The organism is Halosegnis longus, from assembly GCF_009663395.1.
In the GTDB taxonomy this organism is placed as follows: domain Archaea; phylum Halobacteriota; class Halobacteria; order Halobacteriales; family Haloarculaceae; genus Halosegnis; species Halosegnis longus.
In genome coordinates this window covers 2206864-2227252 of record NZ_QKNW01000001.1, presented here as the reverse complement: position 1 = coordinate 2227252, position 20389 = coordinate 2206864, and the positions used below count along the sequence as shown (strand labels likewise).

Here is a 20389-nt window from a genome sequence, read left to right as displayed (position 1 = left end):
GAACAGTAATCGAGCGGCCGACTCTCGGTTCCACCCCGAAGAGTTGGCAACGACACGCTTGTACCCCGTCGCTCACAACCGCTGGTATGCCACGACCGAAATCGACGTTCGACGACGTCCGCGAGTTCGAGTTCCGCGAGCCGGACGAGGTGCTCGACGAGGATACGATGTACACCGTCTACGAGATTGCGCGGCTGCTGCAGGGTGTCGACGTGGACCGCGAACTCGACGCCGCGACGGAGGGCGTGTTCCTCGACTGGGCGATTCCGTGGATGCTCGACAACGAAGCAGAGTTCTGCTTTGCCGAGCCGAACGACGAGGAAAGCCCCGGCTTCTACGGTCTGCGCGACTAGCTCATCCGCGCGCTACGAAGTGCGAGTTCGATATGCTGGCGCGGCTCGCGGTCCACGGTCGGGCCGTGGCCGGCGTACAACGCCTGGAGTGTGTCGTCCGTCGCGTCGAGCACGCGCTCGATACTCTCGATGAGCCGCGGGTGGTCACCCTCGTCGAGGTCGGTCCGACCGAAGCCACCGTTGGCGAAGACGAGGTCGCCGGCGACGAGGTCCCGGCCGTCCTCGCGCAGGAAACAGAGGTGGTCGTTCTTGTGGCCGGGGGTGTGGAGCGCGCGGTACTCGTAGTCGCCGAGCGCGACCGTCGTCTCGTCGCCGATTTCGTGGTCGACGAGGTCGTGGTCGGGGTCGAATCCCCACACGTCAACGTCGAACGCCGCCGTGACACCGTCCGTGTTGCCGACGTGGTCGTGGTGGGTGTGAGTGAGGATGACCGCGTCGAGACCGCCCGAACGCGACTCGATTTTCGAGACGACGTCGAACTCGTCACCGGGGTCGACGAGGACCGTTCGCTCCCCCTCGACGAGGAAGACGTTGCTCGTGAACACCTGTTCGTCCGCGGCGAGATTCGTGATGTCGTGCATACCGAAGCGTGGCGACAGCCGCAGGAAAACCTACGGAAAGGCGACGCTGTCGGCGACCTGCCGTCGCTTCACGACGAGGAAGCCGACGACCACGAGCGCGAAGCCGACGAGCGTCGTCTCGGAGAGTGGTTCCTGCAGGAGTAGGTAGCCAGTCAGCGCGGCAAAGGGCGGGATGACGTATTCGAGCAGCCCCATCGAGAACGGCCCAAGCTCGCGCAGGAGTACGAAGTAGAGCGTGAAGCCGCCGACGCCAGCGACGACGGCCATGTAGCCGACCGCGAGGATTGCCCGCGGCTCGACCGTCGCGCTCGCGACCGCACTTCCCGGCAGGAGCACGGTCGCCAGATGGAGCGACACCGCGCCGATGAGATACATCCACGGCTGTGCCCCGACGGCATCGAGGGTTGGCGACACGCGGTCGGTGAACACCGCGCCGGCGGCGAAGGCGACCGCCGACCCGAAGACGAGTGCCGCCCCGCGCACGCTCTCGGTGAACGTCGCGAGGTCGGGGTTCGCGATGACGATGACGCCGGCGAAGCCGACGAGCACGCCGACCACGTCGAGGGCGGCAATCGTCTCGTCGGTGCCGACCGCGCGCTGGAGCGCCGGCGTGACGACGGGAATCAGCCCGAGGAGGACCGACGCGACCGCGCTGGTGACGTACTGCTGGCCGGCGAACAGCAGGGCGTGGTGGAGTCCGACCGTCAGGAGTCCGCCGGCGACGACGTAGTAGGCGTCGGCCCGCGTCCGGAGGTGGAGGTCACGCCCGAGTCCGAGCGCGAGGGGGACCATCACCGCGGTCGCGAGGTAAAATCGCAAGCTCGCGAACAGCGTCGGCGTCAGGTAGTCGAGACCGATGCGCGTGACCGGGAACGCCGACCCCCAGACGGCGGCCAGCAGGAGAAACAGGACGGTGTTCCGGTCGGCCATACCGACGGTTCGCGCTGGTGAGGTAGTGGCTTGCGATACGCATGTCGAAATCGCCTTCACGGAGGTGGCCGAGGTGGAGGTATGAATCGGACCGCCGTCGCGGTCGGGGGTATCGTCACCCTGTTCGTGCTCGTGCAGGTGCTCGCGCTCGCGCTCGTGACTCCCTTCGACGCGGCGGGGTACCAGGCGGTGCCCGACGGCCAGACCGACAATCCGCTCAACAGCGTCGTCTACGTCGCCGGCATCCTCGTCGCGACCGGCCTGATGTTACTCGCGTTCCGCTACGACGCCGACCTACTGGTGCGTGGCGTCATCGCGCTCAGCGCGACGTACATCTGTTATTACGTCTTTTCGGTTCTGTTTCCACCCGTCGCTATCGCCGGGATTCCGGTGCTCGCGCTCGGCGTCGCGGTCGCGCTCGTCGCCGCCATGCTCGTCTATCCGGAGTGGTACGTCATCGACACCGCGGGCGTCGTGATGGGTGGTGGCGCGGCCGGCCTGTTCGGTATCTCGTTCGGCGTGCTCCCGGCGGTCGTCCTGCTCGCCATCCTCGCGGTGTACGACGCCATCTCCGTCTACGGCACCGAGCACATGCTCGACCTCGCCGACGGCGTGATGAATCTCCGTCTCCCGGTGGTTCTCGTCATGCCGCTGTCGCTGTCGTACTCCTTCATCGACGCGATGGACGCGACCGGAAGCGAAGACGAGGAGAGTGACGCCGGTGAGCCGGAGCCAGAGCCAGCAGACGGAGACCGTGACGACGAGCGCGACGCCTTCTTCATCGGACTGGGCGATGCGGTGATGCCGACGGTGCTCATCGCGAGTGCGGCCCACTTCTCGGACCTGCCGACGCTCGTGCCCGGGCTGGACGCTCCGCTTCCGGCGGTGACGGCCGCAGTCGGGATGCTCGCGGGACTGCTCGTGTTGATGCGGATGGTCGCGGCCGGCCGGGCACACGCCGGACTCCCGCTGCTCAACGGCGGCGCGATCGGAGGGTACGTCCTCGGTGCGCTCGCGGCCGGGATTCCGCTCGTCGAGGCGCTCGGGTTAGCCCCGTATCTGTAGGTCACACCCGCTCACTCGTCGCCAGGCTCCCACGCCGGCGGGTCGTTCAGCAGGTCGGCGATTGCCGCTCGTTCCCGGCGCACCTCGGGGAGCGTCTCGATGTCGAACAGCCCCGTCGCGCGGGTACACCCCGGGTGGGTTCGGCCCTCTCGCTCGATTCGGAGCGTGCCGTCGGTCCGGTGGCCGACGAACTGCGCCACCGGGAGCGGGACCGTCGACCCGTCCGCGAACGCGAACTCGACGGTGCGGGTGTACAGCAGGTCGGTGAGCGACACCGTCAGCCCCGTCTCCTCGCGCGCCTCCGTGCGCGCCGTCTCGGCCAGCGACTGCCCGTTCTCGACGACACCGCCCGGCGGCTCCCACCCGCCGGCTCTGTTGTACACCAGCACCGTCTCGCGGTGCTCGTCGGTGTAGAACACGATGACGGAGGCGATACCGCCGATGTGGTCGAGACACTCACTCGCCGAGGCCGGCGGCGCGTCGGGGTCGTGGCCGCGCGGTCCCAGCTCCAGCGTCGGTCGGCGGCTCTCGACGCTCCACTCCGATTCCAGTCGGTCGAGCGTCGTCTCGGTGTACGATTCGATTTCGCGACGGGTCGCCGCCCAGTCGTCGCCCATCGCCCGTGTGTGGCCGGCGAGTCGTGTTAACCGTTCGGCCCATCTACTGGACGACTGAGAACGGACACGTATCGGGCCGAATCCGGGGTTGACGCTACGGGGTTATCGGAGCGCCTCGCTCGCCGGTGCGAACGCGAGTTCCTGTCCGAGCCCCTGCTCGTTGGCGCGCTCGTACAGCATGTAGCCGGCGGCGACCGTCTCGATACCCGTCCCACCCGAGTCGAACAGCGTAATCTCCTCGTCGTTCTCGCGGCCCGCGGCGTGGTTGGCGAGGATTTCGCCGAGGTCCGCGTGGATGTGGTCGTCGTCGATAGCGCCCTCCTCGCGGGCCTGCAGGAACTCGCCGGAGTCGGAGAAGGCGCGAGCGCGCAGGTCGGGAACGTACTTCGCGTTCGCGACCGTCTGCGTGTCCACCTCGCGCACGGCGGGGTCGTACTGTCCCATCGCGGTGACGTGCATCCCCGGTTCGAGGAGGTTGCCGTCGAACACCGGTTCCGGCGCAGAGGTGGCCGTGACGACGATGTCCGACCCCTCGACGGCGGCGTCAGAAGAGGCGACCGCGCCGACGGAGGCGTCGAGTTCGTCGTTCATGCTCGCGGCGAAGCTCTCGCGGTTCTCCGACGTGCGCGAGTAGACGTTCACCGTCTGGATGTCACGGACCACGTCGAGCGCGCGGAGCTGGCCCTTCGCCTGCGGGCCGGAGCCGATGACCGCGACCGTGTCGGCGTCCTCGCGGGCGAGCGCGTCGGCCGCGACCCCGCCGACTGCACCGGTCTTGTAGGGGTTCATCGCCGCACCGTCGATGAGTGCGAGCGGGTCGCCGCTCTCGGCGTCGAACAGCGGGAGCATGAAGTGGGCGTCGCCGCCGCCGAAGCCGGCCGCGTAGGTGTACCCGCCCATCGCACCCGTCTCCTCCAGGATGGCGAGATAGCTGGTCAGAAAGCCGGGAGGCTCCTCGTGCGGGAGCTTCTGTCGCGGTTCGGCCGGGCTGCCGCCGCCGACCTCGCGGTAGCCGTCGCGCACGACCGCGACGTAGTCGGCCATCGTCGCCAGTCCCCGAGTCTCCTCGCTCGTGAGAAACAGCGTTGACATACCCGTCGTTCACGGGCGATGCTCTTGGCTCTGGTGGCACCGGCCGGTCAGATGACCCGGCTCGCGAGCGCGCGCCAGCCGACAAGCAGCACACCGCCGAACAGCAGCGCCACGACGAAGAACGCCGGGTCAGCGCCACCGGGAACGAACGACAGCGACCGCGCCGCCTGCGCGAACAGGTCGGCACCGAGCCAGCCGGCCGCGGCCCGGACGACGGCGGTTCGCGTATCCGTGAGCGCGTCGGTTCGCAACGTTCCGACGGCGACTCCGACGAGGAGCCAGCCGACGACGAACGGGGCCGCGACCTCGGGGATGCGAGCGAGCAGGCTCCCGCCTTCGGGGTGTTGCATCGCTCCCAGCGTCGCGAACAGCGCGATACACAGCAGGTCGCCGACCAACACGAGCCCGACGCGGCGGTCGGTCGTGACGCCAGCCCGGAACATACGCGCAGTCGGGGCGGAGACGGTTTAGGCGTCGCGCTTTTTTCCGCACGCTTCCTCCCTCTGGTGTGGAGTTCGAGACACTCGGCGATGCGACCGGCGGCCCATCCATCCGACTCGACTGGCAGCGGTTCAGCTACGCCGGGAAGTTCGTCATGACGAACACGGGGAAGGGCGTCTTTCGCGAGGGGAGGCCGGGCGACGGCGAGTTCGACGAGTCGGTCGTCGCAGCGGTCGCGTTCAACGAGGACCGAACCGACGACCGGACCGCGTGGCTCCGGTACGTCACGGTGCGGCAGGACCGCCGGGGTGAGGGTCTCGGTGCGCGCCTCTGTGAGCGTGTGAGCGGCGACCTCCTCGATAGCTACGACCGCGTTCGAATCGCCGTCAACAATCCGTTCGCGTACGAGGCCCTCTACAAGGCCGGCTTCGGCTTCACCGGCGAGACGACGGGCATCGCCGAACTGGTGCTCCAACGGCCCCATGACGCCGACACCCAGGCCTACCGGGCGGGACTCGACCGGTACCGCGGGCGCGACCTCTCCGATGCGGAACGGTCGTTTCTCGACGGCCGGTCGGAGCCACCGGGTGAACGATAGGGTGGCTATTTGTAGGGTGAGGTCGTGTGATGAGCTATCATGGTCGGAACGGGAGCAACTGTCTCATTTGGGGTGCAGGAGGTCGCGGAAATCGGGGGCGTGCAGACGCCGTACGGGTCGGTCACCACTGCGGCGCTGTTACAGCTTCTGTTCGTCGCGACGCTGTGTATCGTCGGTGCCGGCGGGCTCTTCTCGTACATCGCCGCCGCGCGGACGCTGTGTCGACGCGAGCGGCGACGCGTCGCCGCGGAGCTAGAGGCGTTCAAGGAGTTCCAGGCGTATCTCCAGTCGAGTACGCCCGCCGAGTCGCCGGCGACGCCGGCCGAACCACAGCGAACGCTGGTCCAGCAGTCGAACGACAGCCTGGCGGCGGTTCGCGAGGCGTTCGCCGAGACGGTGATGGCCGTCGACCACTACGAGGAGGATTACGACGAGACGCTCATCGAACACGCACGCGCCGAGTTGGGGCCGGACGCGGGAGGCGCGCTCGCGGAGGCGGACGCGTTCACCCCGGGCCTCCGGTCGGTGCTCGTCGACCGGACGAACGCCGCCATCAGACAGCGCGAGCAGTTCCTCGCCGAGATGGACGCCGAGGCGGAGTCGTTGCGCGAGAGCGAACAGCGACTCACCGCCCCGGTCGCCGAGTCGAGCACGCTCGTGGAGCCGCTGGACGACGAGTATCCGGCGCTCGAAGCCCGGTGGCAGCGGTTCGGTACCATCGAGCGACACGTCGAACAGGTCGTCACGGACCGGTCGAGACACACGACCGACGAGACGACCTCGATTCCCTCGTATCTCTACGAGTCGTTCCCGGTGCCGGACCCCGTGGTCGCCGACGCGAGCGCCGCGCTCGGCGTTATCCGCGACCGGCGCGCGCAGGTGACGGACGCGCTGACGCGCGCGAACTGAGTTTCGCCGACGCCAGACTGACAGCTTCAAGCCGCGGGCGACCCGACGGTGGGTATGGGAAACGCGGACCTTCGCTCGCTGGCGGCGCTCTCGGAGGTGGAGTTCGGCGACCTCGCGGGCAGCGTCGTCGCCGTCGACGCGCACAACTGGCTGTACCGGTATCTGACGACGACGGTGAAGTTCACGCGCGACGGCGCGTACACGACCGCCGACGGCGAGGAGGTGGCGAACCTCATCGGCGTCGTCCAGGGGGTACCGAAGTTCTTCGAGCACGACATCACGCCCGTGTTCGTCTTCGACGGCGGCGTCACGGAACTGAAGGCCGACGAGGTGAACGAGCGGCGCGAACAGCGCGAGCGCTACGAGGCCGAACTGGAGGAAGCAAAGGAGTCCGGCGAGGACTCGGCGCGTATCGCCACGCTCGAATCCCGGACACAGCGGCTGACCGACACCATCCACGAGACGACGCGGGGGCTGCTCGAACGGCTGGACGTGCCGATTGTCGAAGCGCCGGCCGAAGGGGAGGCACAGGCGGCACACATGGCCCGACAAGGGCAGGTCGACTACGTGGGCAGTGAGGACTACGACGCGCTCTTGCTCGGCGCGCCGTACACCCTCCGACAGCTCACCTCGAAGGGGAATCCCGAGCTGATGGACTTCGAGGCGACGCTCGCCGAGCACGACCTGACGTGGGAGCAGTTGGTCGACGTCGCGCTGCTGATGGGGACGGACTTCAACGACGGAGTCGACGGCGTCGGCCCGAAGACGGCCGTGAAGCTGGTGCGCGAGCACGGCGACCTGTGGGGAGCACTCGACGCTCGCGACGCCTACATCGACGGGGCCGAACTCATCCGGGAGCTGTTCTTGCACCCGGACGTGACCGACGACGCAGCGTTCGACACGGACATCAACCCCGACATGGACGCGGCCCGCGCGTACGTCACCGAGGAGTGGGAGGTGCCGGCCGACGAGGTGGCACGCGGCTTCGAGCGCATCGAAGAGTCACTCGTCCAGACCGGACTGGACCAATGGAGTTAGCCCGGCTCGGACAGACCGGGCTATATCAGTGGAGGTAGTCCGGCTCGGCCGAACCGGGCCACGCCGGTGAGCCTGCCCCGGATTCGATGGGGCTAACAGTGGAAGCTCCTCGGCGGGATAACTTTACAACGGCAGGCTCGCATCTGCGAGTATGAGTGACGAAGCAGTCCTCGTGGACGTATCGGACGGCGTCGCAACAGTGACCCTGAACCGCCCGGAGCGGCGCAACGCCTTGAGCGACGAGGTGTCGAACGGCATCCTCGACGCCCTCGACGACCTCGAAGGCCGCGACGACGTGCGGTGTCTCGTCTTGACCGGCGCGGAGGGGACCTTCTGTGCCGGCGGCGACGTGAGTTCCATGGCCGGGCAATCTGACGACGAACAGCAGCTGCACGACGTGGTGCGGCACATCCAGGACGACACCTCGCGCGTGATTCGCCGGGTGTACGAGTTCCGGACGCCGACGGTCGCGAAGCTCGACGGGGTCGCGTTCGGTGCCGGCGCGAATCTGGCTATCGCGTGTGACTGTGTGGTCGCGAGCGAGCGAGCGCGCATCAGCTTCGGATTCAAGCAGGTGGGACTCGCGGTCGACACCGGCACGTCGTATCTGCTCCCGCGCATCGTCGGAGAGAGCACGGCAAAGGAGCTCGTCTTCACCGGTGAGCTCGTCGAACCCGAGCGCGCGAGCGACCTGGGACTGTTCAACCACGTGTACGAGTCGTTCGAGGAGCAGGCGGACGCGTTCATCGAGACCATCGCGGACGGGCCGACGGTCGCGCTCGAGACCTCGAAACAGTCCATCGTGCAGGGGTTCTCGCTGGATCTGAAGGCCGCACAGGACAACGAGGCGACGAACCAGGCGGCGGTGTTCGAGACCCACGACCACGCCGAGGGGACGGCGGCGTTCATGGAGTCGCGCGAACCGGAGTTCGAGGGGCGATAGAAGCTAACGACGTTCGGCTTCGCCCGGAACATCTTTTACATCGTAATCCTGTAACAGAGGTATGGCATCACAAATGGCGGAAAGCGGTCAGGAGCGGTTCCTGCTCGACGGTGCACACGAGGCCGTGCGCCGTGCCGTGCGCGAGTTCGGCGAGGAGGAGATCAAGCCGGTCGCACAGGAACACGACGAGAGCCACGAGTACCCGCTGGAGCTGCGCAAGCTCGCAGCAGACTACGACTTCGTCGCACCCTCAATCCCCGAGGAGTACGGTGGCGCTGGGATGGACCCCATCTCGCGGACCATCGTGACGGAGGAGCTGTGGCGAGCCGACCCCGGCATCGGCAGCGCAATCGGCTCGGCCGGCTTCGGTACGTCGATGATTCTGGAGTACGGCGACGAGTGGATGAAAGAGGAGTGGCTCCCGAAGATCACCGCAGGTGAGGCCGCGTCCTTCTCCGCGATTTCGGAGCCGGCACACGGCTCGAACGTCGCGGGCATCGAGACGGTCGCAGAGAAAGACGGCGACGAGTACGTCATCAACGGCAACAAGACGTGGATCACGAACGGCACCATCGCCGACGTGGGCGTCCTGATGGCGAAGACGACGCCCGACGAGGGCCACCGCGGCATCTCCGCGATTCTCGTCGAGAGCGACCGCGACGGCTTCTCGTCGAACAAGATCGACAACAAGCTCGGTATCCGCGCCTCGGACCTCGCGGAGCTCCAGCTCAACGACGTGCGCGTCCCCGAAGAGAACATCATCGGCGAGGTGGACAAGGGCTTCTACCAGCTGATGGACTTCTTCGCGTCCGGTCGCGCGAGCGTCGCAGCACAGGCCGTCGGCGCGGCACAGGCTGCCCTCGACGCCTCCATCGACTACGCCGGCGAGCGCGAGCAGTTCGGCCAGAAGATCAGCGAGTTCCAGGCCGTCAGCCACAAGATCGCCGACATGGCGACGAAGGTCGAGGCCGCACGCTCGCTCACCTACCGCGCGGCGAGTCAGGTCGCCGCCGGTAAGGACGACGAGGCCGTCAAGCTGGCGTCCATGGCGAAGTACTTCGCCTCCGAGAACGCCGTCGAGGTCGCAGACGACGCGATCCAGGTCCACGGTGGCGCGGGCTACGTGACCGACCACCCGGTCGAGCGCTACTACCGCGACGCCCGGATTACGAAGATCTACGAGGGGACCTCGGAGATTCAGAAGAACATCATCTCCGACCGCCTCCTCTAATCCGGCCACCGACTCCTCCGTTTTTTCATCCGCCGCGAGCGACTGCCATCCCTCGATTTCCGTCACGGTGAGCGTCGCATATTTGTACTCCCCGCTGGAACGCCCGAGTATGTCACTGACACACACCGAGTGGACCGACGCGCAGTCGTCGGCCACGGTCGACGTGGACGGACACGACGTGGAGATGGCCTACTACGAGGACGGTCCGGCCGACGCGACCCCGGTCGTGTTCATGCACGGCGTTCCGACCTGGGGGTATCTGTGGGCGAAGGTCGCCCCCGAACTCGCCGGGGAGTTCCGCGTCATCGTCCCCGACATGGTCGGCTACGGCAACAGCGAGAACGGCGAGGGGTTCGACCGCTCGATTCGCGCACAGGAGCAGGCGCTCGACGGGCTACTCGATTCCCTCGACGTCGAAACGTTCCACCTCGTCGCTCACGACATCGGCGGCGGGGCAGCACTCCGGTTTGCCGCCCACCAGCCGGACCGCGTCGAACAGTTGGTCTGCTCGAACGTCGTCTGTTATGACTCCTGGCCCGTCGAGTTCGTCTCGACCATCGGGCTGCCGAAGACGGCCGGCTTTAGCGACGAGGAACTCGACGGGAAGCTGGATTTCGCGTTCGCGGACGGGGCCTACGGCGAGGCCGACCCCGACTTCGTCGCCGGCATGAAGTACCCGTGGCTAGAGCGCGACGGCGGCAAGCGCGCGCTCGCGCGGGCCGCGGTCGCGACGAACACGAACCACACGACGGAAATCGACTACGAGGCGATTACGGCCGACTTGCTGTGTCTGTGGGCGGAAGCCGACCAGATGCAGCAGGTCGAGTACGGGGAGCGACTCGTCGAGGACGTCGGCGGCGAGATGATTCGGCTCGACGACGCGTTCCACTGGGTGCCGGAAGACCGCGCGGAGACGTTCGCGAGTGAGCTCGACGCGTTCCTCGAACCGTGACCGAAACGGATAGCCCTGCCGACGGCGAGGGGTGGGTATGAGCGACGAACCACCGGAGTGGGAGTTCAAGGAACGCGACGTGCTCATCCTGCGTGAGCTGTCGCGCGACACCCAGTTGAGTTCACGCGACCTGGCGCGCATCCTCGATGAGAAACACGGCATCGAGGTGAGCCACGTCACCGTCTCGGAGTCGATTCGCGGGATGCGCGAACAGGGCGTCTTCCGTGAGGCCGTCATCCCCAACGAGGAGTACTTCGTGTTCGGGTTGTTCGAGTTCAAGTTCAACACGGAGAACTTCGACGAGGGGTGGCGCGAGGCGATGGAGTACATCCGCGACTCGCCGAACACGCTCTTTTATTTCCTCTCTGACGGGGAGTACCAGTGGAAGTCGGTGATGATGTTCCCGACGCGACCGGACGAGTCCTACTGGATTCACGAGTGTTACAAGCGCCACGGCGACGTGATTGCCAACATCAGAAACAGCGTCATCCACAACGTGTTGAAGTTCCGTACGGACCCCGAGATTCTGGCGACCCTCCACGAGGGGGAGTAAGAGCTAAACCAATACGGACGCAGCCCCTCGTTCCTGTATGGCCACGCGCGAGGAGCCACCCGCGAGGTGTCCGGTCTGTGAGACGGTGTACGACTCGGTGTCCGTCCACGAGTCGGGACTGATGGTGAATCTCTTGGACAACGAGCGCTACCGCCGGGTCTGTTTCGAGCCGGGGACGCGCGGAGACACGTCCGTCATCCGGTTTTATCACCACACCCACGGACAGGCGAGAGCCGAATCCGCGGACGACGTGCGAACGGAGTAACCGGGGACGCTACTCGGCGGCGCTCGCGGCGCGGATAATCGTCCGCTCGTCGAACGCCTCGCCGACGAGCTGGAGTCCGACCGGCCCTTCGTCGGTTTCGCCGGCCGGGACGGAGATGGCCGGGAGGTTCGCGAGATTCGCCGGGACGGTGTTCGCGTCGGCGAGGTACATCTGGAGCGGGTCGTCCAGGCTCTCGCCGCGCTCGAACGGGGCGACGGGCATCGTCGGCGACGCGATGACGTCGGCGGACTCGAACGCCTCGGCGAAGTCCTGTCGGACCCACGCGCGAGCGTCCTGTGCCTTCTTGTAGTACTTGTCGTGGTAGCCGGCAGAGAGCGCGTACGTCCCCAGCAGGATGCGCCGTTTGACCTCCTCGCCGAAGCCCTCCTCGCGGACGGCGGCGAAGGAGTCGTTCCAGTTCCCCTCGACCTCGGCGTCGGGCCCGTAGCGCACGCCGTCGAAGCGCGCGAGATTCGAGGAGGCCTCGCTCATCGCGATGACGTAGTACGCCTGCACGGCGGTCTCGACGGACGGCAGCGACACCTCGACGGTCTCGGCCCCCTGCTCGCGCAGGGAGTCGAGCGTCGCCTCGAACTGTTCGACGACGGCGTCGTCCGCGCCCTCGATGAGTTCGGTCGGCACACCGACCGTGAGTCCGTCCACGTCGCCGTCGGCGGCGTCGGCGTAGGTGGTGTCGGTCTCGCGGGTGGTCGCGTCGTGGGGGTCGTCGCCGGCGATGACCTCGAGCAGCTGTGCGGCCGACTCGACTGTCGGCGCGATGGGGCCAATCTGTTCGAGCGAGTTGGCGTACGCGACCAACCCGTACCGGGAGACCAGCCCATAGGTGGGCTTGATGCCGACGACGCCACAGAAGGCGGCGGGACAGCGCACGGAGCCGCCGGTGTCGGAGCCGAGCGCGAGGTCGGCCTCGCCGGCGGCGACGGCCGCAGCAGAGCCACCGGAGGAGCCGCCGGGAACGCGCCCCGGCGCGGCGGGGTTCTCGGTCGCACCGAACGCCGAGGTCTCGGTCGTGGTGCCCATCCCGAACTCGTCCATGTTCGTCTTCCCGACGATGGTCGCGCCCGCGTCCTTGAGCTCGGAGACGACGGTCGCGTCGTACGGCGGGACGTACTCGTCGAGCATGGCGGAGCCGCAGGTGGTGCGGACGCCCTTCGTCGAGATGTTGTCCTTGACGGCGACGGTCTTGCCGTCGAGCGGGCCGGACTCGTCGCTCTCGATGTCCGTGCGGGTGATGAAGGCGTTCGTCTCGCTCATGAGACGGTCGGTCCCTTGAAGTAGCCGTCCTCGGTCTCGGGGGCGTTCTGGAGTGCCTCCTCCTGCGTGAGACCGTCGCGCACCTCGTCGGGGCGGAAGACGTTCTCCAGCTCCTCGTCGCTCTCGACTTCGGGAACCGAATCCAGCGTCTCGAAGTACGAGAGGATGTCGTCGAACTGGGCGGCGAACTGCTCGACTTCCTCGTCGTCGAGGTTCACACGCGCGAGCGAGGCGACGTGTGTGACCGCGTCGTGGTCGACCATGTGCGAAGGTTCCGACGACCGGCAGTAAGCGTTTCGGAGCGGCCGAGAACCGGAAAACGACTCGGTTCGGGGGGAGACTTATGTGGCTGTCGCACGAATATAAGTGTTGAGTAGATTCGTTCTACCAGCGCGGCTGTTTCCCACAATCATGTCAGACAACGTACGCAGACTCCAGCGCGCTCGCACGGACGACGAAACAACCGAAGACGAATCCGAAGCCGAGTCCGTCGACGAGGTGACCTGCCCGGAGTGTGGCGGTTCGCTCGCGACCGACACCGAGCACGGCGAGACTGTCTGTGAGGACTGCGGGCTCGTCATCGAGGAGGACAGCATCGACCGCGGCCCGGAGTGGCGTGCGTTCGATTCCGCCGAGAAAGACGAGAAGTCCCGCGTCGGCGCACCGACGACGAACATGATGCACGACAAGGGGCTGTCGACGAACATCGGCTGGCAGGACAAAGACGCCTACGGCAACTCCCTGTCCAACCGCCAGCGCCAGAAGATGCAGCGGCTCCGCACCTGGAACGAGCGGTTCCGCACCCGCGACTCCAAGGAGCGCAACCTCAAGCAGGCGCTCGGTGAAATCGACCGCATGGCAAGCGCCCTCGGTCTCCCCGAAAACGTCCGTGAAACGGCATCCGTCATCTATCGCCGCGCGCTCAACGAGAATCTCCTGCCCGGCCGCTCCATCGAGGGCGTCGCCACGTCGAGTCTCTACGCCGCCGCGCGACAGGCCGGGACGCCCCGGTCGCTGGACGAGATTACGCAGGTCTCCCGGGTCGAGAAGGACGAAATCGCGCGCACCTACCGCTACGTCGTGCGCGAACTCGGCCTGGAGGTCGCCCCCGCCGACCCCGAGAGCTACGTCCCTCGGTTCGCCTCCGACCTCGACCTCTCGGACGAATCCGAGCGCCGCGCCCGCCAGCTCCTGAAGAGCGCGAAGCAGGCCGGCATCCACTCCGGCAAGTCACCGGTCGGGCTCGCCGCGGCGTCGGTGTATGCCGCCTCGCTGCTCACCAACGAGAAGGTGACACAGTCGGACGTGAGCGAGGTGGCGAACATCTCCGAGGTCACCATCCGCAACCGCTACCACGAGCTGCTGGAGGCGGAAGACGGCATCACGACCTGAGGAGAGAGTCGTTTTTCCAGTTGCGTCCCGTACGGCCGGTGTGACCCGGAGCTACGAGTACGTCTGCCCGGAGTGTCAAAACACCGTCGAGCGGGAGTTCCGCGTCCCCTCCATCGTTCGCTCGTGTGAGAACGACTGCGGCTTCGACCACTACATCCGGACCGACTTACTCGACAAAGTCGAGGAGGTCCCCGAGGAGGACCGCCCCGAGGAGTGGGACGAGATGGACAACGAGAAGAAGGTGTACGTCGCGCTGAAGGAAGGCATTCTCTCGCTCCCCGACCTCCAGTAGCGGGGCTTTTCTCGCCCCCGGCCGACCCGACGGTATGGAGACGACACGCCACTTCGTCGCGACGATCTACGTCGTCAACGACGGAGCGACGCTGCTACACGAACACGAGAAGCTCGGCATGTGGCTCCCGCCGGGCGGCCACATCGACCGCGACGAACTCCCCCATGAGGCTGCCCTCAGGGAGTGTTACGAGGAGACGGGATTGGAGCCAGACCTCGTCGCCGACTCCGGCGAACTGGAAAGCGAAACCGCGCGCTCGCTGCCGGAGCCACAGCAGTTCCTACTCGAAGATATCCACGTTCACGAGGGCGAGGTCGGCCACCAGCACATCGACCACGTCTACTACGGCGAAGGGGAGTCGCGAACCGTCGACCCTGCGGGCGACGACGAGACGCCCGCAGAGGCGTGGGAGTGGTTCACCGTCGAGGAGCTAACAGGCCGGGCAGCGGAGCTTCCGGCTGACGTGGTCGAAGTCGGTATCGAGGCAATCGAGACGGTTCAGAACGGGTAGAGGAGCGCGCGGACGATACGCCGCTTGACGCCGCCGCTGAACTGCTTGACGGAGATGCGCCACGGCGTCCGTCTCCCGACGACGGAGGTTCGACCCGCACGAATCGCATCGAGGACAGCCTCGGAGGTGCGCTCGTCGGCGTCGATTTCGGTGACGGCCTGTCCGACCATCTCGGCGATGTGCGCGTCGGAGCCGGCCGTCATCGGGAGATTCCGGCTGGTAGCGAACGTTTCTGCCGTGCGATTCGACCGGCCAGTGAACAGCCGCGAGTTGTACACCTCGATGGCGTCGGCGCTGGCGAGCGTCTCCTCCGAGATGTGGGGTGCGACGCCGTGGCGCGACCGCTGGAACGGGTGGGGGACGACCGCGATACCCCCCTGCTCCCGGATGCGGTCGAGGGTTTCGACGAAGGAGAGACCGGGCGGAATCAGCTCCTCGATACCGAGCGCGAGGACGTGACCCGCCTCGCTCGTCACCTCCATGCCAGGGATGCCGACGAGTCCGTACTCCTCGGCGCGCTCGGCGGCGGCGAGGCTGGCGTCGATTTCGTCGTGGTCCGTGACGGCGAGCACGTCGAGTCCGACGGCCTCCGCCTGTGCGAGTAACATCTCCACCGGGTCGCGTCCGTCGTACGACAGCGAGGAGTGACAGTGGAGTTCGGCCCGTAACACATCCGACACGACGAGACACGCGCGCAAAAGCGCCCCGGTCCCGGGTGACACGTTCGTGCATATGGAAAGGGATTTTACACCGCCGAGTCAGCATCCAGATGAATGAGCCTCTCGCCATCGGACCACGACCTCGTCGTCGCGGAGCTGGGTCGCGAGCCGACGCCAGCGGAAGCCGCCCTGTTCGAGAACCTCTGGAGTGAACACTGCGCGTACCGCTCCTCGCGACCCCTGTTGTCCGCGTTCGACAGCGAGTCCGACGACGTGGTGGTCGGGCCGGGCGACGACGCGGCCGTCGTCGCGCTCGACGAGGACACCTACCTCACGTTCGGTATCGAGAGCCACAATCACCCCTCGTACGTCGACCCGTTCGACGGCGCGGCCACCGGCGTCGGCGGCATCGTCCGCGACACCCTCTCGATGGGCGCGTATCCCGTCGCGCTGGCCGATTCGCTCTACTTCGGTGACTTCGACCGCGAGCACTCACAGTATCTCTTCGAGGGCGTCGTCGAGGGTATCAGTCACTACGGCAACTGTATCGGCGTGCCGACGGTGACGGGCAGCGTGGCCTTCCACGACGGCTACGAGGGGAACCCGCTCGTCAACGTCGCCTGCGTCGGCGTCGTGGACGACGAGCGCCTCGTCACGGCCGAGGCGCAGGAAGCGGGCAACAAGCTCGTCCTGTTCGGCAACGCGACCGGACGAGACGGTCTCGGCGGCGCGTCGTTCGCCAGCGAGGACCTCGCCGAGGACGCCGAAACGGAGGACCGGCCCGCCGTGCAGGTGGGTGACCCGTACGCCGAGAAGCTGCTCATCGAGGCGAACGAACGACTCGTCGACGAGTCGCTGGTCCAGTCGGCGCGCGACCTCGGCGCGGCGGGCCTCGGTGGCGCATCCTCCGAACTCGTCGCGAAGGGCGGGAAGGGTGCGGATATCGACCTCGGAACGGTCCACCAGCGCGAACCGAACATGAACGCGCTCGAAATCCTGCTCGCGGAGAGCCAGGAACGGATGGTGTACGAAGTTCGTCCCGAGGACACCGAGGCGGTCGCCGACATCGCCGATCGGTTCGACCTCGGCTGTTCGGTCATCGGTGAGGTCACGGACGGGAACTACGTCTGCACCTTCGAGGGCGAGACGGTCGTGGACGCGCCGGCGAAGTATCTCGCCGACGGCGCGCCGATGAACGACCTCGAGTCGGTCGAGCCGGAGCCACAGTCGCGCGACCTCCCCGACACCGACCTCGCGGACGCGTTCGAGGCGGTGCTCGCCCACCCGAACACCGCTTCGAAGGAGTGGGTGTACCGCCAGTACGACCACGAGGTCGGCAACCGGACGGCGAAGCGCCCCGGCGACGACGCCGCGCTCGTCGCGATTCGCGACGCCGGCCGCGGGGTCGCCATCTCCGCCGGAGCCGACCCGAACTGGACCGACGCCGCGCCCTACGAGGGTGCCCGCGCCGTCGCCTTGGAGAACGCGACCAACCTCGCCGCGATGGGTGCCCGCCCGCTCGCGGCGGTCGACTGCCTCAACGGCGGTAACCCCGAGAAGCCCGACGTGTACGGTGGCTTCCGCGGTATCGTCGACGGGCTCGCGGAGATGTGTTCGACGCTCGATACGCCCGTCGTCGGCGGGAACGTCTCGCTGTACAACGACTCCGCGACCGGCCCGATTCCCCCGACGCCGACACTCGCCGTCGTCGGCTCGAAGGACGGGTACGATGCCCCCGGGACCGACCTCTCGGGCGACGGAACGCTGTTGCTCGTCGGCGAACTGTCGGGCACCCTCGGCGGGAGCCAGTATCTCGCCAGCCACGGAGGCGAAGACGCGTTCCCGACCTTCCCCGAGGACCCGGCGGCCGTCGTCGACGCGCTCGCGACCGTGGCGAACCAGTCCACGACGACCGCTGTCCACGACGTGAGTCACGGGGGCTTGGGTGTCGCGCTCGCGGAGATGGTCACCGACGACGCCGGTGTGACCGTCACGCTCGACGGTGACGCGCTCGCCGAGGAGCGACTCTTCTCTGAGCTGCCGGGTCGGGCCGTCGTCGAGACGACCGACCCCGAGACAGTGCGCGAGACCGTCGGCGACGTACCGGTCACGGAACTCGGGACGAGCGACGACTCGGGGACGCTGTCGGTGTCAGTCGCCGGAGAGCGCCTCGAATACGCGAGCGACGCAATCGCCGAGACGCGCGGCCACATCACCCGAACCCTCGACTGAACGAACGTTTTAGTCGACTCCGCGACTACTTTCCTGCATGCGTACTCGCCGCCTGCCGACGCTGCTTCTCGTCGTCTGTCTCGCGCTCACGGGCTGTACTGTCGGCTACAGCGGGCCGACGGCGACCCCCGCACCCGAGACGACACCCACGCCGGACCCGGACGCGAGAACTGCGACGCCGACCCCGGAAACAGACAGCCGGAGCGAGACGCCAACCTCGTACGACTCGGGCGGTATCGAGGTCACGGGCGGGCGACTCGAATTCAACGCCGGGCAGGTGTACGACCGGATGGCGAGACTGCTGGACACGTCGGCACAGGGTCCCGAGCGCATCCGCATCCGGACGCTCGGCGGACAGTCCACCTCGCCGATGTCGGTCAACGACTCCGGCTCGTTTTACGACCTGTTCGGGCTGTCGAGCAGTGACTCGGACGCGGGCGGGACCGTCGCGGCGTACGTCGCCCGCCCCTCGACGGTGAACGTCAACGCGGCCATACTCGGTGACTCGCGGGTGGAGTCGATCCTGGCCCACGAGTACGTTCACACCGTGCAGTTCCGCGAGAACGCCATCGGTGCGGTTCGGGGCGCGACCGACTACACGCTCGACGGGCGACTCGCGAGCAACGGGGCTATCGAGGGGGCTGCGGTGTTCGGCGCGAACGCCTACTGGGAGCAGTACATCGAGACGGGCGTCTCGCCAGCGGACGACGCCGCGCGACTGTACCGCAACTCGACGGGACGCGGGCGACTCACGGCCGCAGCCTACGCCCTCGGCTACGAGCACGTCGCCGCGCGAATCGATGACCCGGCCCGACTCGGCGCGGTGTATCAACGTCCACCGACGACGACCGAACAGCTCCTCCATCCCGGCGTGCGAGAGGGGCCGCGCGAACTGACCGCAGAGGTCGGCGAGACGGAGTGGCTCGCGAGCGCGTCGAACCAGCGGTTCGGTGAGCTGTTCGTCCGGACGGCACTCGGGACGGCGGTCAACGAATCCGCGGCGACGCGGGCGGCCGCCGGCTGGGGGAGCGATACGCGACTCGACTTCGTGACGCCTGCGGGGAATCGTGGCTACGCGTGGGTGCTCAGATTCGACGATTCGGCGAACGCGAGTGAGTTCGAAGCCGTCGCTCGCGCGTGGTTGGACGAGCGCGCGACCCGCGAGGATGCGGGTTGGACCAGCGACCGCGGGGATTACCGACTCACGAGCGTCGGGACCGAGACGGTCGTCTGGCTGGCCGGTGTAGAGCCGTTCGTCGAGGAGGCGACCGTCGAGAGCGACGGCGTCGTCACCGTCTCGGTGTAGCGTTACGCGAGCAGCAGCGGGACGCCGAACGTGATGCCGATGCCGACGGCCGCGACGACGGCCCCGACCGCGACCTCTCGGTTCGTGTAATCAGACTGCGGGGCGGTCGTGCGCTCGGTCGCGTACTCGCTGTCGTGGTCGTGGTCGTCGCTCATACCGGTAGCTCGTGGGTGTGGTACTTCGCCGTTGCGGTCGGCGCTGAAAGAAGTGCGGTGCGTTATTTGTGAGCGTCGAGCAGGTCGTGCGACCGCTTCCACTCGTGGTCCTCGTCGAAGTACTGCTCGGCGATGGGCTGTTCCGGCATCGAACCGCGGTCGAGCTTCTCCGTCTGGTAGTCCTTGCGGTTCTCGTCCTTGTAGTAGCGACCGGTCAGCACCTTTCCCTCGTAGAGGGCGGATTCGGTCTCGTACATCGCCTCGCCCGCCTCGCGGCGGTCGGTGATGTCGAAGTCGTACTCCTCGCTCTGCTGGATGTCGACGTAGGGGACGTACTGCTTTGCGTCCTTGTTCCACGTCGGACACTGGGTGAGGAAGTCCACGTGCGAGAAGCCGTCGTGCTGGATGGCCTCGACGATGATTTCCTTTGCCTGGTTCGGGTTGACCGCGGCGGTGCGGGCGACGTAGCTCGCGCCGGCCGACAGCGACATCGACAGCGGTCGAAGCGGGTCCTTCGCGGAGCCTTCGAGCTGGGTCTTCGACTTGTGGCCCTTCGGGCTCGTCGGGGATGTCTGACCCTTCGTCAGCCCGAAAATCTCGTTGTTGAACACGATATACGTCATATCGTGGTTCTCGCGGGCGGTGTGCATGAAGTGGTTCCCGCCGATACCGTAGCCGTCGCCGTCACCGCCGGCGGCGATGACGGTCAGCTTCGGATTGGCTAGCTTCGCGCCACGCGCGAGCGGGAGCGAGCGGCCGTGGATGGAGTGGAACCCGTAGCTCTCGAAGTACGAGGAGAGCTTGCCCGAGCAGCCGATGCCCGTGACGAGGAGGATCTCCTCGGGGTCGAGACCCAGTTCGGCGGCGGCGCCCTTCAGCGCCTTCAGGACGCCGAAGTCACCACACCCCGGACACCACGTCGCCTGCGGCTCGATTTCGGGCGTGAACTCGTTTTGATCGACCTCGCGATTCTGTCCGATTGCGTTGAATGCACTCATA

The 20389-nt window shown here is 67.1% G+C and carries 25 protein-coding genes; 15 read left to right on the top strand and 10 right to left on the bottom strand.

The window, feature by feature from the left end; all coding sequences use genetic code 11:
- Positions 1 to 86: 86 nt before the first annotated feature.
- Positions 87 to 353, top strand: coding sequence for a DUF5827 family protein (locus DM818_RS12065; protein WP_075936485.1), 267 nt, complete (start codon positions 87 to 89; stop codon positions 351 to 353).
- Here DM818_RS12065 and DM818_RS12060 read toward each other — a convergent pair.
- Together DM818_RS12060 and DM818_RS12055 are read right to left on the bottom strand one after the other, a co-directional pair.
- Positions 350 to 934, bottom strand: a complete 585-nt coding sequence (locus DM818_RS12060) for an MBL fold metallo-hydrolase (protein ID WP_123124113.1) — start codon at positions 932 to 934, stop codon at positions 350 to 352. The two genes, DM818_RS12065 and DM818_RS12060, sit on opposite strands and share 4 nt — an antisense overlap.
- A 30-nt stretch (positions 935 to 964) precedes the next feature.
- Complete coding sequence (locus DM818_RS12055) at positions 965 to 1864, bottom strand: DMT family transporter (protein ID WP_123124114.1); 900 nt, start codon at positions 1862 to 1864, stop codon at positions 965 to 967.
- An 81-nt stretch (positions 1865 to 1945) separates the two neighbouring features.
- Here DM818_RS12055 and DM818_RS12050 point away from each other — a divergent pair, with 81 nt between their 5' ends.
- Positions 1946 to 2929, top strand: a complete 984-nt coding sequence (locus tag DM818_RS12050; protein ID WP_075936488.1) for a presenilin family intramembrane aspartyl protease PSH — start codon at positions 1946 to 1948, stop codon at positions 2927 to 2929.
- 11 nt (positions 2930 to 2940) lie between these two features.
- Here DM818_RS12050 and DM818_RS12045 read toward each other — a convergent pair whose 3' ends face one another.
- From DM818_RS12045 to DM818_RS12035, 3 genes are all read right to left on the bottom strand, one after another.
- Positions 2941 to 3546, bottom strand: coding sequence for an NUDIX hydrolase (locus DM818_RS12045; RefSeq protein ID WP_075936489.1), 606 nt, complete (start codon positions 3544 to 3546; stop codon positions 2941 to 2943).
- Between the two features lie 102 nt (positions 3547 to 3648).
- Positions 3649 to 4638, bottom strand: a complete 990-nt coding sequence (locus DM818_RS12040) for an ornithine cyclodeaminase family protein (RefSeq protein WP_075936490.1) — start codon at positions 4636 to 4638, stop codon at positions 3649 to 3651.
- Between the two features lie 47 nt (positions 4639 to 4685).
- Positions 4686 to 5081 carry a DUF3054 domain-containing protein gene (locus tag DM818_RS12035; RefSeq protein WP_075936491.1) on the bottom strand — a complete coding sequence of 132 codons (396 nt, stop codon included), beginning with the start codon at positions 5079 to 5081 and terminating at the stop codon, positions 4686 to 4688.
- Positions 5082 to 5146: 65 nt separating this feature from the next.
- On the opposite strand from DM818_RS12035, the gene DM818_RS12030 reads away from it, so the two are divergent.
- The 8 genes from DM818_RS12030 (at position 5147) to DM818_RS11995 (ending at position 11568) form a co-directional block, all read left to right on the top strand.
- Entirely contained in the window at positions 5147 to 5677 is a 531-nt protein-coding gene (locus DM818_RS12030; protein WP_075936492.1) for a GNAT family N-acetyltransferase, read from the top strand.
- A 39-nt stretch (positions 5678 to 5716) separates the two neighbouring features.
- Positions 5717 to 6586, top strand: a complete 870-nt coding sequence (locus tag DM818_RS12025; protein WP_143823779.1) for a DUF7260 family protein — start codon at positions 5717 to 5719, stop codon at positions 6584 to 6586.
- A gap of 54 nt (positions 6587 to 6640) precedes the next feature.
- Positions 6641 to 7624 carry a flap endonuclease-1 gene (fen, locus tag DM818_RS12020; RefSeq protein WP_075936494.1) on the top strand — a complete coding sequence of 328 codons (984 nt, stop codon included), beginning with the start codon at positions 6641 to 6643 and terminating at the stop codon, positions 7622 to 7624.
- A 151-nt stretch (positions 7625 to 7775) separates the two neighbouring features.
- Positions 7776 to 8567, top strand: coding sequence for an enoyl-CoA hydratase/isomerase family protein (locus DM818_RS12015; protein ID WP_075936495.1), 792 nt, complete (start codon positions 7776 to 7778; stop codon positions 8565 to 8567).
- Between the two features lie 61 nt (positions 8568 to 8628).
- Positions 8629 to 9798: an acyl-CoA dehydrogenase family protein gene (locus tag DM818_RS12010; protein ID WP_233571956.1), complete on the top strand. Its 1170-nt coding sequence runs from the start codon at positions 8629 to 8631 to the stop codon at positions 9796 to 9798.
- Positions 9799 to 9907: 109 nt separating this feature from the next.
- Complete coding sequence (locus DM818_RS12005; protein ID WP_075936497.1) at positions 9908 to 10750, top strand: alpha/beta fold hydrolase; 843 nt, start codon at positions 9908 to 9910, stop codon at positions 10748 to 10750.
- A gap of 37 nt (positions 10751 to 10787) precedes the next feature.
- Positions 10788 to 11303 (top strand): winged helix-turn-helix domain-containing protein, encoded by a 516-nt coding sequence (locus tag DM818_RS12000; RefSeq protein ID WP_075936498.1) that lies wholly within the window; start codon positions 10788 to 10790, stop codon positions 11301 to 11303.
- 37 nt (positions 11304 to 11340) lie between these two features.
- Positions 11341 to 11568, top strand: coding sequence for a hypothetical protein (locus DM818_RS11995; RefSeq protein WP_075936499.1), 228 nt, complete (start codon positions 11341 to 11343; stop codon positions 11566 to 11568).
- A gap of 9 nt (positions 11569 to 11577) precedes the next feature.
- Here the strand turns inward: DM818_RS11995 and gatA are convergent, their stop codons facing one another.
- Both gatA and gatC read right to left on the bottom strand, forming a co-directional pair.
- Positions 11578 to 12843 (bottom strand): Asp-tRNA(Asn)/Glu-tRNA(Gln) amidotransferase subunit GatA, encoded by a 1266-nt coding sequence (gatA, locus tag DM818_RS11990; protein WP_075936500.1) that lies wholly within the window; start codon positions 12841 to 12843, stop codon positions 11578 to 11580.
- Entirely contained in the window at positions 12840 to 13106 is a 267-nt protein-coding gene (gatC, locus tag DM818_RS11985; RefSeq protein WP_075936501.1) for an Asp-tRNA(Asn)/Glu-tRNA(Gln) amidotransferase subunit GatC, read from the bottom strand. The genes gatA and gatC overlap by 4 nt, the downstream gene beginning before the upstream one ends.
- Before the next feature lie 148 nt (positions 13107 to 13254).
- Here gatC and DM818_RS11980 point away from each other — a divergent pair, with 148 nt between their 5' ends.
- Genes DM818_RS11980 through DM818_RS11970 form a run of 3 tightly spaced genes read left to right on the top strand, consistent with a single transcriptional unit; the run spans position 13255 to position 15038 of the window.
- Positions 13255 to 14235: a transcription initiation factor IIB gene (locus DM818_RS11980; RefSeq protein ID WP_075936502.1), complete on the top strand. Its 981-nt coding sequence runs from the start codon at positions 13255 to 13257 to the stop codon at positions 14233 to 14235.
- A gap of 40 nt (positions 14236 to 14275) precedes the next feature.
- The gene (locus DM818_RS11975; protein WP_075936503.1) at positions 14276 to 14527 is read left to right on the top strand and encodes a hypothetical protein; all 252 of its coding nucleotides are present in this window, start codon (positions 14276 to 14278) and stop codon (positions 14525 to 14527) included.
- 34 nt (positions 14528 to 14561) lie between these two features.
- A complete protein-coding gene (locus tag DM818_RS11970) occupies positions 14562 to 15038 on the top strand; it encodes an NUDIX hydrolase (protein WP_075936504.1) in 477 nt (158 codons plus the stop codon).
- On the opposite strand, the gene DM818_RS11965 is transcribed toward DM818_RS11970, so the two are convergent.
- Entirely contained in the window at positions 15026 to 15709 is a 684-nt protein-coding gene (locus tag DM818_RS11965) for a PHP domain-containing protein (protein WP_075936505.1), read from the bottom strand. The genes DM818_RS11970 and DM818_RS11965 overlap by 13 nt on opposite strands.
- Positions 15710 to 15811: 102 nt before the next feature.
- On the opposite strand from DM818_RS11965, the gene purL reads away from it, so the two are divergent.
- Both purL and DM818_RS11955 read left to right on the top strand, forming a co-directional pair.
- On the top strand, positions 15812 to 17929 hold the full coding sequence (gene purL / locus DM818_RS11960; protein ID WP_153952633.1) for a phosphoribosylformylglycinamidine synthase subunit PurL: 2118 nt from the start codon (positions 15812 to 15814) through the stop codon (positions 17927 to 17929).
- Between the two features lie 37 nt (positions 17930 to 17966).
- Complete coding sequence (locus DM818_RS11955) at positions 17967 to 19235, top strand: hypothetical protein (protein ID WP_123124115.1); 1269 nt, start codon at positions 17967 to 17969, stop codon at positions 19233 to 19235.
- A 2-nt stretch (positions 19236 to 19237) separates the two neighbouring features.
- On the opposite strand, the gene DM818_RS15025 is transcribed toward DM818_RS11955, so the two are convergent.
- Both DM818_RS15025 and DM818_RS11950 read right to left on the bottom strand, forming a co-directional pair.
- Positions 19238 to 19390, bottom strand: coding sequence for a DUF7550 family protein (locus DM818_RS15025; RefSeq protein ID WP_172977319.1), 153 nt, complete (start codon positions 19388 to 19390; stop codon positions 19238 to 19240).
- Positions 19391 to 19452: 62 nt separating this feature from the next.
- Positions 19453 to 20388, bottom strand: a complete 936-nt coding sequence (locus DM818_RS11950) for a thiamine pyrophosphate-dependent enzyme (RefSeq protein ID WP_123124116.1) — start codon at positions 20386 to 20388, stop codon at positions 19453 to 19455.
- Position 20389 lies beyond the last annotated feature (1 nt).

Coding starts and splice junctions, on each gene's coding strand:
- DM818_RS12065 (WP_075936485.1), top strand. CDS start 87: ATGCCACGACCGAAATCGACGTTCGACGACGTCCGCGAGTTCGAGTTC.
- DM818_RS12060 (WP_123124113.1), bottom strand. CDS start 934: ATGCACGACATCACGAATCTCGCCGCGGACGAACAGGTGTTCACGAGC.
- DM818_RS12055 (WP_123124114.1), bottom strand. CDS start 1,864: ATGGCCGACCGGAACACCGTCCTGTTTCTCCTGCTGGCCGCCGTCTGG.
- DM818_RS12050 (WP_075936488.1), top strand. CDS start 1,946: ATGAATCGGACCGCCGTCGCGGTCGGGGGTATCGTCACCCTGTTCGTG.
- DM818_RS12045 (WP_075936489.1), bottom strand. CDS start 3,546: ATGGGCGACGACTGGGCGGCGACCCGTCGCGAAATCGAATCGTACACC.
- DM818_RS12040 (WP_075936490.1), bottom strand. CDS start 4,638: ATGTCAACGCTGTTTCTCACGAGCGAGGAGACTCGGGGACTGGCGACG.
- DM818_RS12035 (WP_075936491.1), bottom strand. CDS start 5,081: ATGTTCCGGGCTGGCGTCACGACCGACCGCCGCGTCGGGCTCGTGTTG.
- DM818_RS12025 (WP_143823779.1), top strand. CDS start 5,717: ATGGTCGGAACGGGAGCAACTGTCTCATTTGGGGTGCAGGAGGTCGCG.
- fen (WP_075936494.1), top strand. CDS start 6,641: ATGGGAAACGCGGACCTTCGCTCGCTGGCGGCGCTCTCGGAGGTGGAG.
- DM818_RS12015 (WP_075936495.1), top strand. CDS start 7,776: ATGAGTGACGAAGCAGTCCTCGTGGACGTATCGGACGGCGTCGCAACA.
- DM818_RS12010 (WP_233571956.1), top strand. CDS start 8,629: ATGGCATCACAAATGGCGGAAAGCGGTCAGGAGCGGTTCCTGCTCGAC.
- DM818_RS12005 (WP_075936497.1), top strand. CDS start 9,908: ATGTCACTGACACACACCGAGTGGACCGACGCGCAGTCGTCGGCCACG.
- DM818_RS12000 (WP_075936498.1), top strand. CDS start 10,788: ATGAGCGACGAACCACCGGAGTGGGAGTTCAAGGAACGCGACGTGCTC.
- DM818_RS11995 (WP_075936499.1), top strand. CDS start 11,341: ATGGCCACGCGCGAGGAGCCACCCGCGAGGTGTCCGGTCTGTGAGACG.
- gatA (WP_075936500.1), bottom strand. CDS start 12,843: ATGAGCGAGACGAACGCCTTCATCACCCGCACGGACATCGAGAGCGAC.
- gatC (WP_075936501.1), bottom strand. CDS start 13,106: ATGGTCGACCACGACGCGGTCACACACGTCGCCTCGCTCGCGCGTGTG.
- DM818_RS11980 (WP_075936502.1), top strand. CDS start 13,255: ATGTCAGACAACGTACGCAGACTCCAGCGCGCTCGCACGGACGACGAA.
- DM818_RS11970 (WP_075936504.1), top strand. CDS start 14,562: ATGGAGACGACACGCCACTTCGTCGCGACGATCTACGTCGTCAACGAC.
- purL (WP_153952633.1), top strand. CDS start 15,812: ATGAGCCTCTCGCCATCGGACCACGACCTCGTCGTCGCGGAGCTGGGT.
- DM818_RS11955 (WP_123124115.1), top strand. CDS start 17,967: ATGCGTACTCGCCGCCTGCCGACGCTGCTTCTCGTCGTCTGTCTCGCG.
- DM818_RS15025 (WP_172977319.1), bottom strand. CDS start 19,390: ATGAGCGACGACCACGACCACGACAGCGAGTACGCGACCGAGCGCACG.
- DM818_RS11950 (WP_123124116.1), bottom strand. CDS start 20,388: ATGAGTGCATTCAACGCAATCGGACAGAATCGCGAGGTCGATCAAAAC.